Origin of the sequence: Mesorhizobium sp. M0701, from assembly GCF_040320365.1 — a bacterium.
In the GTDB taxonomy this organism is placed as follows: Bacteria; Pseudomonadota; Alphaproteobacteria; order Rhizobiales; family Rhizobiaceae; genus Mesorhizobium.
In genome coordinates this window covers 37735-52372 of sequence record NZ_JAMYPO010000036.1, presented here as the reverse complement: position 1 = coordinate 52372, position 14638 = coordinate 37735, and the positions used below count along the sequence as shown (strand labels likewise).

At 64.1% G+C, this 14638-nt stretch carries 15 protein-coding genes; 7 read left to right on the top strand and 8 right to left on the bottom strand.

The window, feature by feature from the left end; translation table 11 throughout:
- The first annotated feature begins 105 nt into the window (after window positions 1–105).
- From pcaF to NKI24_RS26680, 5 genes are all read left to right on the top strand, one after another.
- A complete protein-coding gene (pcaF, locus tag NKI24_RS26700) occupies window positions 106–1311 on the top strand; it encodes a 3-oxoadipyl-CoA thiolase (protein WP_352456285.1) in 1206 nt (401 codons plus the stop codon).
- A 152-nt stretch (window positions 1312–1463) separates the two neighbouring features.
- Window positions 1464–2495 (top strand): BMP family protein, encoded by a 1032-nt coding sequence (locus NKI24_RS26695; RefSeq protein ID WP_352451297.1) that lies wholly within the window; start codon window positions 1464–1466, stop codon window positions 2493–2495.
- A gap of 212 nt (window positions 2496–2707) precedes the next feature.
- A complete protein-coding gene (locus tag NKI24_RS26690) occupies window positions 2708–4198 on the top strand; it encodes an ABC transporter ATP-binding protein (RefSeq protein WP_502901491.1) in 1491 nt (496 codons plus the stop codon).
- Window positions 4198–5253, top strand: coding sequence for an ABC transporter permease (locus NKI24_RS26685; RefSeq protein ID WP_352456283.1), 1056 nt, complete (start codon window positions 4198–4200; stop codon window positions 5251–5253). Before NKI24_RS26690 ends, NKI24_RS26685 begins: the two co-directional genes overlap by 1 nt.
- On the top strand, window positions 5250–6194 hold the full coding sequence (locus NKI24_RS26680; protein ID WP_352749693.1) for an ABC transporter permease: 945 nt from the start codon (window positions 5250–5252) through the stop codon (window positions 6192–6194). The genes NKI24_RS26685 and NKI24_RS26680 overlap by 4 nt, the downstream gene beginning before the upstream one ends.
- Window positions 6195–6208: 14 nt before the next feature.
- Here NKI24_RS26680 and NKI24_RS26675 read toward each other — a convergent pair whose 3' ends face one another.
- A complete protein-coding gene (locus NKI24_RS26675; protein ID WP_352749690.1) occupies window positions 6209–6976 on the bottom strand; it encodes an SDR family NAD(P)-dependent oxidoreductase in 768 nt (255 codons plus the stop codon).
- Window positions 6977–7238: 262 nt separating this feature from the next.
- Here NKI24_RS26675 and NKI24_RS26670 point away from each other — a divergent pair, with 262 nt between their 5' ends.
- The gene (locus NKI24_RS26670; RefSeq protein WP_023678176.1) at window positions 7239–7394 is read left to right on the top strand and encodes a hypothetical protein; all 156 of its coding nucleotides are present in this window, start codon (window positions 7239–7241) and stop codon (window positions 7392–7394) included.
- A gap of 130 nt (window positions 7395–7524) precedes the next feature.
- Window positions 7525–8469, top strand: coding sequence for an LLM class flavin-dependent oxidoreductase (locus tag NKI24_RS26665; RefSeq protein ID WP_352451293.1), 945 nt, complete (start codon window positions 7525–7527; stop codon window positions 8467–8469).
- Between the two features lie 8 nt (window positions 8470–8477).
- Here NKI24_RS26665 and NKI24_RS26660 read toward each other — a convergent pair whose 3' ends face one another.
- The 7 genes from NKI24_RS26660 to NKI24_RS26630 all read right to left on the bottom strand — a co-directional run bounded on the left by NKI24_RS26660 (window position 8478) and on the right by NKI24_RS26630 (window position 14507).
- The gene (locus NKI24_RS26660) at window positions 8478–8816 is read right to left on the bottom strand and encodes a GYD domain-containing protein (protein ID WP_352451292.1); all 339 of its coding nucleotides are present in this window, start codon (window positions 8814–8816) and stop codon (window positions 8478–8480) included.
- A 1-nt stretch (window position 8817) separates the two neighbouring features.
- Entirely contained in the window at window positions 8818–9492 is a 675-nt protein-coding gene (locus NKI24_RS26655; RefSeq protein ID WP_352451291.1) for a cysteine hydrolase family protein, read from the bottom strand.
- A 17-nt stretch (window positions 9493–9509) separates the two neighbouring features.
- Entirely contained in the window at window positions 9510–10589 is a 1080-nt protein-coding gene (locus NKI24_RS26650) for an ABC transporter ATP-binding protein (protein ID WP_352451290.1), read from the bottom strand.
- Window positions 10590–10638: 49 nt separating this feature from the next.
- Window positions 10639–11634: a dimethylarginine dimethylaminohydrolase family protein gene (locus tag NKI24_RS26645; protein WP_352749686.1), complete on the bottom strand. Its 996-nt coding sequence runs from the start codon at window positions 11632–11634 to the stop codon at window positions 10639–10641.
- Between the two features lie 58 nt (window positions 11635–11692).
- Window positions 11693–12490: an ABC transporter permease gene (locus NKI24_RS26640; protein ID WP_352451288.1), complete on the bottom strand. Its 798-nt coding sequence runs from the start codon at window positions 12488–12490 to the stop codon at window positions 11693–11695.
- Window positions 12487–13329 carry an ABC transporter permease gene (locus NKI24_RS26635; RefSeq protein ID WP_352451287.1) on the bottom strand — a complete coding sequence of 281 codons (843 nt, stop codon included), beginning with the start codon at window positions 13327–13329 and terminating at the stop codon, window positions 12487–12489. The genes NKI24_RS26640 and NKI24_RS26635 overlap by 4 nt, the downstream gene beginning before the upstream one ends.
- A gap of 71 nt (window positions 13330–13400) precedes the next feature.
- Window positions 13401–14507 (bottom strand): ABC transporter substrate-binding protein, encoded by a 1107-nt coding sequence (locus tag NKI24_RS26630; RefSeq protein WP_352451286.1) that lies wholly within the window; start codon window positions 14505–14507, stop codon window positions 13401–13403.
- Between the last annotated feature and the right edge of the window lie 131 nt (window positions 14508–14638).

Here is a 14638-nt window from a genome sequence, read left to right as displayed (position 1 = left end):
TGGCCTAACGGCCGGCGGCGAGATGTGCTTTCGTCTCAAGGAGAATGCGGCCAACATGGCTGGGTCGCGAGCAGAAACCATCAGCGCAAACGGGAAGGCTGCATAATGGCCGAGGCCTATATCTGCGACTACATCCGCACGCCGATCGGACGCTTCGGCGGTTCGTTGTCGGCGGTCCGTGCCGACGATCTCGGCGCTATCCCTCTGAAGGCGCTGGTCGAGCGCAATCCAAACATCGACTGGGCTGCCATCGACGACATCGTCTATGGCTGCGCCAACCAGGCCGGCGAGGACAATCGTAATGTGGCGCGCATGGCGCTGCTGCTGGCCGGCCTGCCCAAGGAGGTTTCGGGCTCGACCGTCAACCGTCTCTGCGGTTCGGGCATGGATGCGGTGATAATTGCTGCCCGCGCCATCAAGGCCGGCGAGGCGGAGCTGATGATATCAGGCGGCGTCGAATCGATGAGCCGCGCTCCGTTCGTGCTGCCGAAGGCAGAGACCGCCTTTTCGCGCAATGCCGAGATTTACGACACCACGATCGGCTGGCGCTTCATCAATCCGCTGATGAAGAAGCAATACGGCGTCGATTCGATGCCGGAGACCGGCGAGAACGTGGCGGAAGAGTTCGCTGTCTCCCGCGCCGACCAGGACGCATTTGCCGTGCGCAGCCAGGACAAGGCTGTAGCCGCACAAGCCAATGGCCGGCTGGCAAAGGAAATCACGCCGGTGACGATCGCGCAGCGCAAGGGCGATCCGGTCGTTGTCGACAGAGATGAGCATCCCCGCGGGGGCACGTCGATCGAAGCGTTGGCCAAGTTGCCGACGCCGTTCCGACAAGGCGGCACGGTTACGGCCGGCAATGCCTCGGGCGTCAATGACGGCGCCGCGGCGCTGATCATCGCCTCGGAAGCCGCCGCGAAAAGATATGGGCTGACGCCGATCGCCCGTATTCTGGGCGGTGCCACCGCCGGCGTGGCGCCGCACATCATGGGTATCGGCCCGGTGCCGGCCACGCAAAAGCTGTGTGCCCGGCTCGGCCTGACGCCGCAACAGTTCGATGTCGTCGAGCTCAACGAGGCCTTCGCCTCGCAAGGCATCGCCGTGCTGCGCCAGCTCGGCATTGCCGAGGATGCGGCGCACGTCAACCCGAATGGCGGTGCCATCGCGCTCGGCCATCCGCTCGGCATGTCCGGAGCGCGCATCACCGGCACGGCGGCATTGGAACTGCGCGAACGCGGCGGCCGCTACGGCCTCGCCACCATGTGCATCGGGGTCGGCCAGGCGATCGCGGTGGCGCTGGAGAGATTGTGAGCAAGCGTCGATTTGCCGGGCCATTTAATGGCGCGTTCCGCCCACTCAAATTTGACCATGTGGACAAAAGCCGGGCACCGCTCCATAGTTCCTTCGCCGATATTCCAGAGAAGAGAGCCGGCTCGACACGGCGCCAATCAGAGGGGCATGCAATGGACAACGGGAAGAGCAGAATCCAATCGAAACGCGAAGGGCTTTCGCGACGCAACGTGCTGGAGCTGGGCGCGCTCGGCCTAGCGGCAGCGATGCTGCCTGGCAGCGCCTTTGCCAAGACCAAGAAGCTGAAAGTGGCGGCGATCTTCGCCACGCCGATCGAGGAGCCGTGGGACAACCAGATCCATGTTGCCCTGCAGAAGGCCGAGAAGGAACTCGGCATCGAATACAAATGGTCGGAGAAGGTGCAGACCGCCGATTTCAGCCGCGTCATGCGCGAATATGCGCAAGGCGGCTATGAGCTGGTGCTGGGCGATGCCTTCGCCGCCGAGCGCGAATCGCGCAGGACCGCCAAGCAGTTCCCGAAGACCGCCTTCCTGTTCGGCTCCGGCGCCGGGCCGGCCGAGCCGAATTTCGGCGTTTTCGACAACTGGATCCATGAGCCGGCCTATCTGTCCGGCATGATCGCCGGAAAGATGTCGAAGTCAGGCACGATCGGCGCCGTCGCGGCGATGGGCATTCCGGAAGTGAACCGGCTGGTCAACGCCTTCTTTGCCGGCGCCAGAGAGGTCAATCCCAACATCAAGAAGAAGGTCGCCTTCATCGGCTCGTTCTTCGATCCGCCAAAGGCAAAGGAAGCGGCTGTCGCCCAGATCGACGCAGGCGTCGACGTCATCTATGCCGAGCGCTTCGGCGTCATCGAAGCGGCGGCGGAGAAGAAGATCCTCGCCATTTCCAACATGTCGGACCAGTCGAGCCTCGGCCCCGACACGGTGATCACCGGGCCGGTCTGGGATATGTATCCGACCGTCGAGCAGGCGATCAAGCTGGTCAAGGCCGGCGTCTTCACCGCGCAGGATTACGGCGATTTCTCGCGCATGGCCAAGGGCGGCTCCTACCTCGCGCCCTACCACAAGTTCGACAAGACGCTGCCGGCCGAGGTCAAGGAACTGGTCGAGAAGAAGAAGGCCGAGATCCTCGACGGCAATTTCCGCGTCGACGTCGATGAGAATACGCCGGTCTCAGACTGAGCGGCGCATCCCTCCCCCTTGAGGGGAGGGTGGCCCGCAGGGCCGGGTGGGGTCCTCGGCGACGCGCTCCATCTTTTTCGGTCTAAACGTCGAGGCAGCTGAGGGGACCCCTCCCGCCTCGCTTCGCTCGGCACCCTCCCCTCAAGGGGGAGGGATATCGGCGTCAACGCCACCAGGATCCCGCCTTGTCAACGCCTGCCCCTCTCATCGAAATGCGCGGCATCTCCAAGAGCTTTGGCGCCGTCAAGGCGAACGAGGCCGTCGATCTCAGTGTCGCGCCGGGTGAAATCCTCGGGCTGCTCGGCGAAAACGGCGCCGGCAAGACGACGCTGATGAACGTGCTGTTCGGCGCCTATGCGCCCGATGCCGGCGAGATCCTGGTGCAGGGCCGGTCGGTGGCGATCAACAGTTCGGCCGATGCGCTGGCCGCCGGCATCGGCATGGTGCACCAGCATTTTCATCTCGCACCGCGGCTTTCGGTGCTGGAGAACCTCTTGATCGGCATTCCCGGCAGATCGGGCCGGATCGACCGCGCCGGCGGGCTGGCGCGGCTCGCCGAGATCGGCCGCCAGCACGGGCTGACGCTCGACCCGGACCTCCCCGTCTCGGCGCTGTCGGTCGGCGAGCAACAGCGGCTCGAAATCGTCAAGGCGCTGTTTCGCGGCGCAAGGCTGCTGATCCTCGACGAGCCGACGGCGGTGTTGGCACCAACCGAGGTCGACGGGCTGTTTTCGGCGCTGCGCTCGATGGCGGCACAAGGGCTCGGCATCATTTTCATCTCGCATAAGCTCAACGAGGTGCGAGCGCTGACGCATCGCTGCGTCGTGCTCCGGCATGGGCGCGTTGCCGGCCGCGTCGATGCGCCGGCCAGCACCACGTCGTCGGAGATGGCGCGGCTGATGTGCGGCCACGAGATCGTGCCTCCGGCCAGAGGACCGTCGATGCCGGGTGCGGCCGTGCTGACCCTCGACGGTATCTCGACATCGCATCATTCCGGCATGGCGCTGCGCGATGTTTCGCTGTCGGTTCGTGGCGGCGAGATCCTCGGCATCGCCGGCGTCTCCGGCAATGGCCAGCGCGCGCTTGCCGAGGTCATCTCCGGCGTGCGTGCGCCCGATGCCGGGAAGATGACCATAGCCGGCAAAACAGTTTCGCGGTTCTCGCCGAGCACAGTCCAGGCGCTCGGCCTCGGCCGCATACCGGAAGACCGCATGACGACCGGACTGGTCACCAATCTGCCGCTCGCCGATTCGATGGTGCTGCCGCGCATCGGCACGGCGGCGTTCAGCCGCAACGGCCTGCTCAAGCCGGATGCGATCCGCGCCTTCGCCGAGGCACAGATCAAAGCCTACGATATACGTTGCCCCGGGCCGATGACGCGCGCCGGGGCGCTTTCCGGCGGCAATCTGCAGAAGGCGCTTCTGGCGCGCGAACTCGCCTTCGATCCGAAGGTGCTGATCGTTTCGCAGCCGACTCGCGGCCTCGATATCGGCGCCGCGCGCTTCATCCACGAAAAATTCCTCGACATGCGCGCCAAGGGCTGCGGCATCGTCGTCATCGGCGAGGATCTGGAAGAGTTGCTGATGCTCTCGGATCGTATCGCGGTGATGTATGAGGGCCGCATCGTCGGCACGCTGGACAGCGCCGACGCCAGCATCGCCAGACTCGGGTTGATGATGACCGGAGCGGAGGGCCATGCCTGATGTTCCGTCTCGAGGCCCGCACCTCAACGCCCGCCTGGTTCAATCTGGCGCTGCCGCTGCTCGCCATCGGCGCGACGCTGATCCTGTGCAGCGGCCTCATTGCACTGGCTGGCGCCGGCGTGATCGAGGCCTATGGCGTTATGTTTTCGGCGTCGCTGGGCGACAGCTACGCCGTCACCGAAACGCTGGTGCGTGCCGCGCCGATGATCTTCACGGGACTTGCCGTGGCAGTCGCCTTCCGCGCCAAATTCTGGAATATCGGCGCCGAAGGGCAATTGCTGGCTGGTGCGGTGGCGAGCTGTGCCATCGGTGCAATCCCGATGCCGGGGCCGCTCGCCATGCTGCTGATGGCGCTGGCGGGCGCTGCCGCCGGCGCGGCCGTCGCCCTGATCCCCGCCACGCTGCGGGTAAAATTCAGGGTCGATGACGTGGTCAGCTCGCTGCTGCTCAACTCGGTCATTTTCTACGCACTGATGGCGCTGATCGAGGGGCCATGGAAGGACAGTTTCAGCGGCTACCCGATCTCGCCGCCGATCGAGGATACGGCCAATTTTCCGGTGCTGCTCGAAGGCACGCGGCTGCATCTCGGGGTCGTCGCGGCGCTGGTCGCCGCACCGGTCATCTGGCTCGTGGTCGCGCGCACCACGCTCGGCTTCCGCATCAGGGTCACCGGCGAAAACCCCGAGGCGGCGCGCTATGGCGGCATCAATGTTGGGCGGGTGCTGATTTCGACGGCGCTGTTGTCTGGCGCATTGGCCGGCCTTGCGGGCGTCGGCGAGGTCGGCGGCGTGCATTTCCAGGTGATGAGCGACATCTCGCCGGGCTATGGCTATTCCGGCATCGTCGTCGCCATGCTGGCGAGGCTCAATCCGCTCGGCGTCGTGCCGGCGGCGATCTTCCTTGCCGCGGTGATGACCGGCGCCGAGGCGATGTCGCGGGCGACCGGCGTTCCGGCCTTCCTCAGCGATGTCATCCAGGGAACGGCGCTGCTCGCCATGCTGGTGGCGCTGCTGTTCACCGCCTATCGCCTCCGTCGCGTGGGAATAGCCAAATGAGCGTGGTGCTGGAACAGATCTTCCAGGTCGGCTTCCTGGCCGCGATCATCCGCATCGCCACGCCGCTGGCCTTTGCGACGCTGGGCGAGATGTTCTCCGAGCGCGCCGGCGTGCTCAATCTCGGCATCGAAGGCATCATGCTTTTGTCGGCAATGACCGGCTTCACCGCGGCGAGCCTCAGCGGCAGCCTCTGGCTCGGCGTGCTCGCGGCGGTGCTGACCGGGTCGCTGATGGGCGCCGTGCACGCGCTGTTCACTGTAGCGCTCGGCCTCAGCCAGCATGTCTGCGGCATCGGCGTGACGCTGTTCTCGTCGGGCCTTGCCTATTTCCTCTACCGGCTGATCTTCGGACAGCAATCGGTGCCACCGAACATCAAGGGGTTCGAGACGCTGCCGATCCCGATCCTGTCCGACATACCGGTGCTTGGGCCGGCGGTGTTCAACCAGTTTTCGCTGGTCTACATGGCGATGCTGGCCATACCGCTGGCCGCCTTCGTGCTCTACCGCACACCTTGGGGCCTGTCGGTGCGCATGGTCGGCGAAAACCCGCGTGCCGCCGATTCTGCCGGCGTCAGCGTCATTGCAACACGCTTCCAGGCGGTGATCCTCGGCGGTGCCTTGATGGGACTGGCCGGTGCCTTCCTGTCGATGGCGCAATTCAACGCCTTCACCTTCGGTGTGGTTTCGGGGCGTGGCTGGGTGGCAATCGCGCTCGTCGTTTTCGGCCGCTGGGATCCGTGGCGATCGGCAGGCGCGGCACTGCTGTTTGCCTTCGTTGACGCCTTGCAGTTGCGTATGCAGGCGAGCGGGCTTGGCCATATCCCCTACGAGGCCTTCCTGATGCTGCCGTTCATCTTCACCATCGTCGCTATGGCGGTGATGTCGCGCAATGCGGTGGCCCCGTCGGCGCTGCTCAAGCCGTTCCGGCGCGAAGAGCGGTAGCGGCGCTTCGCCTTTCACATCGCGGTGAAGCCGTTATCGACGAACAGATGGGCGCCGTTGACGAAGCTGGCCTCGTCGCTGGCCAGGAACAGGGCTGCCTTCGCGACCTCTTCCGGCTCGCCGATCCGCCCTTGTTGCGCCGCCATTGCCGCGTCGGAGACATCGACGCCGAGTGTGTCGAGATCGGCGACCTCGCGCAGGCCATGCGGTGTCCTGATGAAGCCTGGACAGACCGCATTGCAGCGGATGTTGCGGTCGCGGAACTCGACGGCGATGGCGCGCGCGAACATGTGGCAGGCGCCCTTGGTGGTGTCGTAAAGCACCTCCATCGGCGTCGCCGCCACCGCCGAGATCGACGAGGTGCAGACGATGGAACCACCGCCGGCGGCGATCATGCCGGGCAGCACGGCGCGCGTCATCAGGAACATCGAACGCACATTGACGGCATGCAGCCAGTCCCATTCCTGCAGCGTGGTCTCCAGGAAGGGTTTGATGACGATGGTGCCGGCGTGGTTGAACAGAACCGTAACCGGGCCGAATTTTTCCGTCGCGCCCTTCACCGCCGCTTCGACCTGCGCCTCATCCGATACGTCGGCGACCCAGTGCTCGGCGACATGGCCGCGTTGCCTGATTGCCGCTGCGGTAGCCGCCGCCGCTTCGCCGTTGCGGTCGACGATCGCCACCTTGGCGCCCTCGGCCGCGAAAAGCTCCGAGGCCGCACCGCCCATTCCCGTCGCGCCGCCCGAAATGATGGCGACCTTGCCGGCCAGTCTTGTCCCCATTTTGCTCCCTGCTGCCTTGCCGTGACGTCGCGGCTTTCCGCTAAAGCGATGCTATCCCTCATCCATTGGATGGCCAAGGAGCCACAGACACGTGGACCTGACGTTTCCTGCCGTCACCCCGGCATGCCGCAAAAGGCAGCGCTAAGCAGTAAAAGCACTAATGTGTCTATCATTTGGAGAAAATTGTTCTAAGGATCGCGCGAAAATAGCACTCGACAAAGTCTACTGATTTTATAGATTAAGCGCCGAGACGGAGGTCGATATGTCCTATAGCCAGAACGCTCAGACTGCCCGCAAAGGCCAAAGGCTGGGTTCCGACCAGGTTTGGCGGCCGGCCTATGCCGGCGCTTTCGCCTATCTCGTCTTTGCCCTTGCGTTTGTATTCACCGGGGCAGTGGTACTGGGGCTGATCCCCTGATTGTCAAGGCTCTGATCATCGAGGCTTCCTCGGGATAGCGGCCTGCCGTTTGCAGAAATTCCGGAGTTGATGAACCGAATGCCGGTGTGCATTTGCGCGCCCTGATTCCAACGTGATGGAGGAGATGGCAATGCCGATCGAGTTCACGCATGTTCCCGGTAAGATCCACGCTGCCGACGCCAGCTTTTTCTATGACTTTGTCGAGACCGCGACGAAGCTGTCACTGATCGAGGATGCTGGATTCCAGAGGATCGTCATCGACGACCAGGCCGGGCTGCTGACCAATATGGACCTTGCCGCCCAGACGCTGGACCGGACCTCGTCCCTGGAGGTCGTGCTCACGCATTGGGCAGGCGTGATCGAACCAACCGTGGCGGCGCGACAACTCGCTGCCCTCGACGCGAGAAGCGGTGGCCGGCTGTCGCTCAGGATGCTCAGCGAGCCGCTGAGCGACGACGATGCCGAGGCACGTCCGGCCGGCCACACAGTGGTCTGGCAACGCATTGATGAATATCTGGTGCTGCTGAAGCGATTGTGGTCGAACGACAGGCCGTTCGACCATGAAGGCACCTTTTACAGCATCAAAGGCGGCTATGTGCCGCGCAAGGGGCCGCATGGTGCCGATGTGACCATCCGCATGGGCGGGCAGTCGGGCACTGCGCTCAGGGTCGCGGGCAGGCATGCGGACGTGTTCGAGCTGGCACCTGGCTCGCTTGCAGAAATCCACCAGTCAATGGAGCGCGTACGCGGCGCTGCTGCCGAACACGGCCGGGCCGGCAAGCTGCGTTTCGCGCTTCCCGTCCGAATCCGTTCGGAAGACAAACCGGCCGCTTCCTGCCAGAAGGCGCTCGAACTTGCCGGGCCGCCGGCGCAGGTCGCGCTTTCGCTGCTTTCCTACGCCGCTTTGGGGATCACGGAGTTCATGATCGTCGGCGTCGACAGGCCACGCGAGATTGCGACCGCCGGCCGCGAGGCGATCGCACTGCTGCGCAATTCGCTGGCGCGTCGCGAGGCCGATGTCTCCCAACCCGGCGCGTTTGCATCGCGCCCGACCCCGGAAGCACGCGCCGGCTGAAGCGCCGGTCATCTCAGGACCCGTCCGACAATCGCGCCGAAAGCCGGCGGGTCGAATGCCGGCAGGATCAGCGGTTCGACGAAACCGTCGCGCCGGGCCGTCAGCACATATTGCAGCATGGCCTCGTTGCTTGGCATTTCGAAGATCTGGACGAAGTCATAGGCGCCGAGCGTGGCATAGAAGGCGACCGATCGTCCGCCGAGTGCTGCAACGCGCTCCTCGCTGACTTTCCTGCGATCGGGGCTGCCGGCCAGTTCCGCCAGCCCCTTGTCCGTCAAGCGCATCAGCGAAACGTAAAGTTGGTCGGTCTGGGTTGCGGCGGCTGTGCCGGCGGTCTCTTCGAGCATATCAGTGCACCTTGCCGGAGATTTGCGAAAGCGCCGCGATAACGGCGGCTGAATCGGTCAGCGCGCCGAAGATGCCGTTCTCGACCGTCACCATGTGCAGGGCTGCCTCATGCGCTTTCTGGTCGCCGCTGGCGCAAGCATCCGAGATGGTCAGGCACTGGAAATTGCGGTCGCAGGCCTCGCGCAAGGTCGTGTGCACGCAGACGTCGGTCGTGCATCCCGAAAACAGGAGATGCGTGATGCCTTGCGCGCGCAGCACATGCTCGAAATCCGTGTAGGTGAAGGCGCTGTTGCAGGTCTTGTCGACGATGATGTCCTCAGGCGCGACGTCGATCTCCGGAACGATCTGGAAGCCAGGGCCGGAGCGCAGCAGGATTTCGGTTCCTTCGAGGCCGGCCCGCTTGCGCCGCCATTTCTCGTAGGGCGTCATGTCGGCCATATCCGGCCGATAACCTTGCCTGGTGTGGATGATCCTGAGACCGGCCGCGCGGGCTGCCGCGATCAGCCGGCTGACCGTCGGCAGGATGGCTCGCAGCGGGCTCGGATCGTAGCCCTGCTTGGCGAAATAGCCTGTCGTCGACAGGAAATCCTCCTGCAGATCAATGACGACGAGGGCCGTATGTTCGGCAACCAGCCTGCCGTCATAGGGAAAATCGAAAGGTGTCGCCTTGATCATGGGGCTCTCTCGGGAGGTCAGGGCATCGAGATTTCGTTCGGCAGGACGCCGATTGCGGAGGGATGTATCCGGCAATCGACAGTTTGTCCGGGCATGACCGCGACGGTCGCTTCCGAGCGCAGCGTCGCGACCATCTCTTCGCCGGCCGTCGTCCGGAGCACGATGCGTTCGAGCGCGCCGACAAAGGAATTCTCGACCACTGTCGCCCGGAAGCCGATCTCATCGCCTGACGCCTGCCCGATGCGGATCTCCTCGGGGCGCACCCATACCGTCAGGCGATCGCCGGGCCGCTCGCGGCTGCCCTTTCGGAGGGGGAAGCCGAAGCGCGCGCCGAACGCCTCGACCATCGTCTCATCGTCATCGGCGCGGTGGCCGGTCAAAAAATTGTTCTCGCCGAGAAAACCGGCGACGAAGCGCGTCGACGGTTTCTTGTAGAGGTCGCGCGGCGGTCCGATCTCGACGATGCGGCCATGATTGAACACAGCGATACGATCGGACATCGCGATCGCCTCTTCCTGATCGTGGGTGACGTAGACGAAGGTCACCCCGGTCTCGCGATGCAGCCGCTTCAACTCCTTCTGCATCGTCTCGCGCAGCATACGGTCGAGCGCCGAAAGCGGCTCGTCGAGCAGCAGGATGCGCGGCCCGAAGGCCAAGGCGCGAGCGATGGCGACACGCTGCTGCTGGCCGCCCGACAGTTCGCGCGGCTTGCGCTCGGCCAGATTGTCCAGGCCGACCAGCGACAGCATCTCGGTCACCCGCGTGGCTATCCTTGCCTTCTCCCATTTGCGGACCCTAAGCGAGAAGGCGATGTTGTTGGCGACGGAGAGATGCGGGAACAGCGCATAACCCTGGAAGACGAAGCCAAAATTGCGGTCCTCCGGGTCGACACGGGTGATATCCCTGCCGTCGAGGCTGATCGTGCCCTTGCTCGGCGTGGTGAAGCCGGCCAGCGACATCAGCAAGGTCGTCTTGCCGGACCCGGAAGGCCCGAGCAAGGTGACGAACTCTCCTGCTTCGACCGAGAGGTTGATCCCGGTCAGCGCAGTGACCTTGTCGTAGGTCTTTGCCAGATCGTCGATGACCAGCAATGCCATGTCAGTCCGGGGTCATATCAGTTTCGGGCCATATCAGTTCGGGACCATGTCAGATCGGGTCCCTGATCAGCGGCGCCGTCGAGCAATGCAGGCCACCGCCGCCAAGCTCGACCGTCTCGTAGTTGCAGGTCAGCACGGTGATGCCGGCGGCATCGAGCCTGTCCGCCAAGCGCTTCGAGCGGCTGCCATGCATGATGACGCGACCGGGCGCGACGGCCAGGCAGTTGAGCGACATGGCGCTGTCTTCGGGAGGCAGTTCGATCATCTTGATGCCGCGCTTGTCCAGATATTCGATGAACGGGTAAGGAAGTTCGTTGACATTGACGATCGCCGTCTCGACGTCGACCATAATGAAGGCGCCGTCGATGTGAATACGGTATCCCGGCATCGGCACCTTGATCAGCGTCACGCCGAGGCCGGCGAGGATGCTTTCGACCTGCCGCACCCCTTCCGGATTGCAGGCGATGCTCACCGTGCAGACGGCCGTCTTGGCATCGATGAAGGCAAAGCCGCCGCCTTCGAAGACGGCCGAGCCGTGGATGGTTCCGAGGATCGGACATCCGGCCTTGGCCAGCGCCCGCGTCACCGGCAGTTCCTCGCCGCGGCGCACCCGCCGGGCCAGGCGGGTGACGATGGCGCCGCCCGGAATGCCGATGACGCTGTCACGGGTGTAGATCTGCTTCATCGCTCCAGGAGCGGCCTTGTCGACGAGGATGACGTCGACGCCTTCCGAACGCAGCAAATTGGTGAACTCGTCATGGGCGCGCTGCATGGCGGGCAAATCGGGCATCGTCCGGCCCACCCAGTACCAACCCTTTTCCGGATCGCCGAAGCCGCCGATTTCAGGCATCGGCTTGTTTTCGACCACGGAAAGCTCGTCGCCGGGCCTGTGCATCAGCACAGCGCGCAACCGGCCGACATCGTTCGAGCAACCCCAATGGCGGCCCCATACCGGGATCTGTTCCTCAGCCGTATCGAAGCCCGGCTCGGGGACGGAGCCGAATATGCTGAAGAACTTGTTCTCGCGGTATTCGTTGTCGCTCATTGCGGTGCTCATAGGCCTTCCTTTCCTTTCGATTGTTCCCGGCGGCGGGGTGCTTGAACTAGGATCTCTGGTGCCGGCGTTCGGTCAGCGCGCGTGCGGCAAGCGCCAGCACGGTAATGACGAGCAGGACGGTAGCGATCGCCGCCAGCGCCGGATCGACCGCATCCTGGATGCTGGTCCAGATGCGGCGCGGCAGCGTGACGACGGCGCGCCCGGTGATGAAAAGCGTCACCGTGATCTCGTCCCAGGAGGCGACGAAGGCGAGCAGCGCGCCGGCGGCAACGCCCGGAACGATGTTGGGCAAGATCACCTTGCCGAACACGGTCATCGGCCTGGCGCCGAGGCTTCTCGCCGCCTGCACCAGCTTCTGGTCGAGATTGGAGAGCGAGGCACCGATGGCCAGCACGGTCAGCGGCAAGGCCAGCACGACATGCACGAGAATGACGCCGGTGTAGCTGTCGAGCAGCGACAGCCGCGCCCACAGCTTGACCATGCCGACGGCGTAGATGATCGGCGGCACGATCATCGGCGACAGCAGAAGGATGCGCATCAACGACGGCCACCAGCCTCCTGCCGCCCAGGCGCCAACGGCGAAGGCGACACCGAGCGCCGTGGCAATCGCGGCGCAGGCGAGCGCGATGCCGGCGCTGGTCAGCATGCTGGGAAGCCAGCCCTTGCTCCAGTCGGCAAGCGCCGCGAAATGCTGCATCGAAATGCCGTCCTGCGGCAGCGACAGATAATCGCGGTCGGTCAGTGCGACCGGGATCACCACCAGGATCGGAACGAACAGGAAGCCGAGCAGGCACCAGGCCAGCAAGCGCGGCAGGCCAACTTCGATGATGCGCCGGGGCTTCATTGCTGCGGCCTCGCGACGAAGGCGGCGCGCAGCGCCGGGCTGCGCATGGCGGCAAAGACGATGATGCCGACCACCAGAAGCAGCATGGTCGACAGCGATGTTGCCAGGTCCCAGCGCGAGGTGCTCGAGATCTGCACCGAGATGTATTCGGCGATCATCAGGGTCTTGCCGGCGCCGAGCAGGGCGGGCGTGACGAGGAAGCCAAGCGAGAAGACGAAGACGAACAGTGTCGCCAGCGCAATGCCGGGCAGGCTAAGCGGCAGCCAGACGCGCCAGAAGATCGTTGCCGGCCGCGCGCCCAGCGAGCGTGCCGCCTGCATGATGCGGCGGTCGATGTCGGACAGATTGGCGTAGAGCAGCAGGATGGCGAACGGCATCATGTAGTGCACCATGCCGATGGTGACGCCGAAAAGGTTGTAGACAAGGTCGAGCGGCGTCGAGATCACGCCCGTACCCGTCAGCGCGCTGTTGAGGACGCCGCGGCGCCGCAGGATGGTGATCCAGGAAAACGCCCTGACCAGCACAGATATCCAGAACGGCACCAGCACCAGGAACAGCGAGATGCGGCGCCAGCCGGCCGACATATGGATGATGGCGAAGGCGACGATGTAGCTCGCCAGCACGGTCAGCACCGTGGTCATGACCGACACTTTGAGCGTCGTCATGACGACGCGGCCGACCGCGGCATTGGCGAACAGGCTCTGGTAATTGGCAAAACCCGGCTTCGGCTCGGTCAGGCTCAACGCAAGAACCTGCAGGATCGGCGCCGCATAGAGGCCGATCGCCACCAGGCTGGCGGGAACCGTCAGCAGCAGGGCTGTTGTCTTGAAATTTCGCATTGGATCAAATTCGCATCGGATGAGGGCCGCCGCCTTGCCGGTGGCAGCCCTTCCCTGTCGGCTCGCCCCTCTCAGCTCGAGATGAAGTCCAGGTACTTGTTCTGGAGCTCGGTCTCGTGTTCCGCGTAATAGGCGGGATTGAGCATGATCTGCGAGGCAGCATTCTCCTTCGTCGTCGGGTTCACGGCCGCGTCCTCCGGCGTCATCAAGGCCAGCGTCTTAGGGTTGGAAGGCCCGTTGCCCATGATCTGCAGCAGCACCAGCTGGCCGGCCGGATCGAGCGTCGAATTGATGAATTCGAACACTTTCTTGCCGGCGGGATTGCCCTTGGGAACCGACCACGCGCTGGCCGAAAGGATGTTCTGCTCCCAGATCCACTTGAACTTGTCGGGCGTTTCCTTGTGCAGGAGATTGGCGCGGGTGTGCCAGATGTTGCCCATCACGACCTCGCCCTCGCGGAACAATTGCTGGGTCTGAGCGCCGCCTTCCCAGAAGATGATGTCGGCGAGCATAGGCTTGAGCTTCTTGAATGCCCGGTCGACGTCGAGCGGATACAGGTCGGCGGGCGCGACACCGTCCGCCATGAGCACGAATTCGAGCTGGCCCTGGATCCATTTGCACATGGTGCGCTTGCCGGGGAACTTTGCCGTGTCGAAGAAGTCGGCCCAGCCGGTGGGTGCTGCACCCTTGGTTGCGTCGGCGTCATAGGCGAGCACGTTCGAATAGACATAATTCGAGACGCCGAACTCGCCGGCGAAATTCTCCGGCACCTGCGATTTGTCGACGATCGTGTAGTCGATCTTCTCGACCAGATTGCCTTTGCCCAGCGTCAGCGAATCGATCATGCCGCCGTCGGTGGCATCCCAGATGACCTTGCCGGACTCGACCATGGCCCGGATCGTGCCGATCGCAGGCCCCGCCCCGTCGATCACCACCTTCATGCCGCTCTTCTTGGTGAAGGGGTCGCCATAGGCTTTGGCGAAGGCATCCGCCGCCGCACCGCCCCAGTTGCAGACGACGATTTCGGAGGCATCGGCCAAGGCGATGCCCGGCTTCAAGGCGCCCGCAAGGCCGAGGCCGCCGAGTGCGACGAGGAACGAGCGGCGATCGATTTCACCGCGCGTGAATTTTTCCAGCGCGATCTCAGCCGCGTCTTGTGCGAAATGCGAGATTGTCATTGTTCATTCTCCCATTGTTGATGTTGACTGCAGGTTTCGCGGATTTGATCCGTCTCTGTTGTCTTTCTGGGCCATGACCTTTCCGAAAACCGGTTCCCACTTTTCGCTGACGCGGACCTTCGGTTCGGATC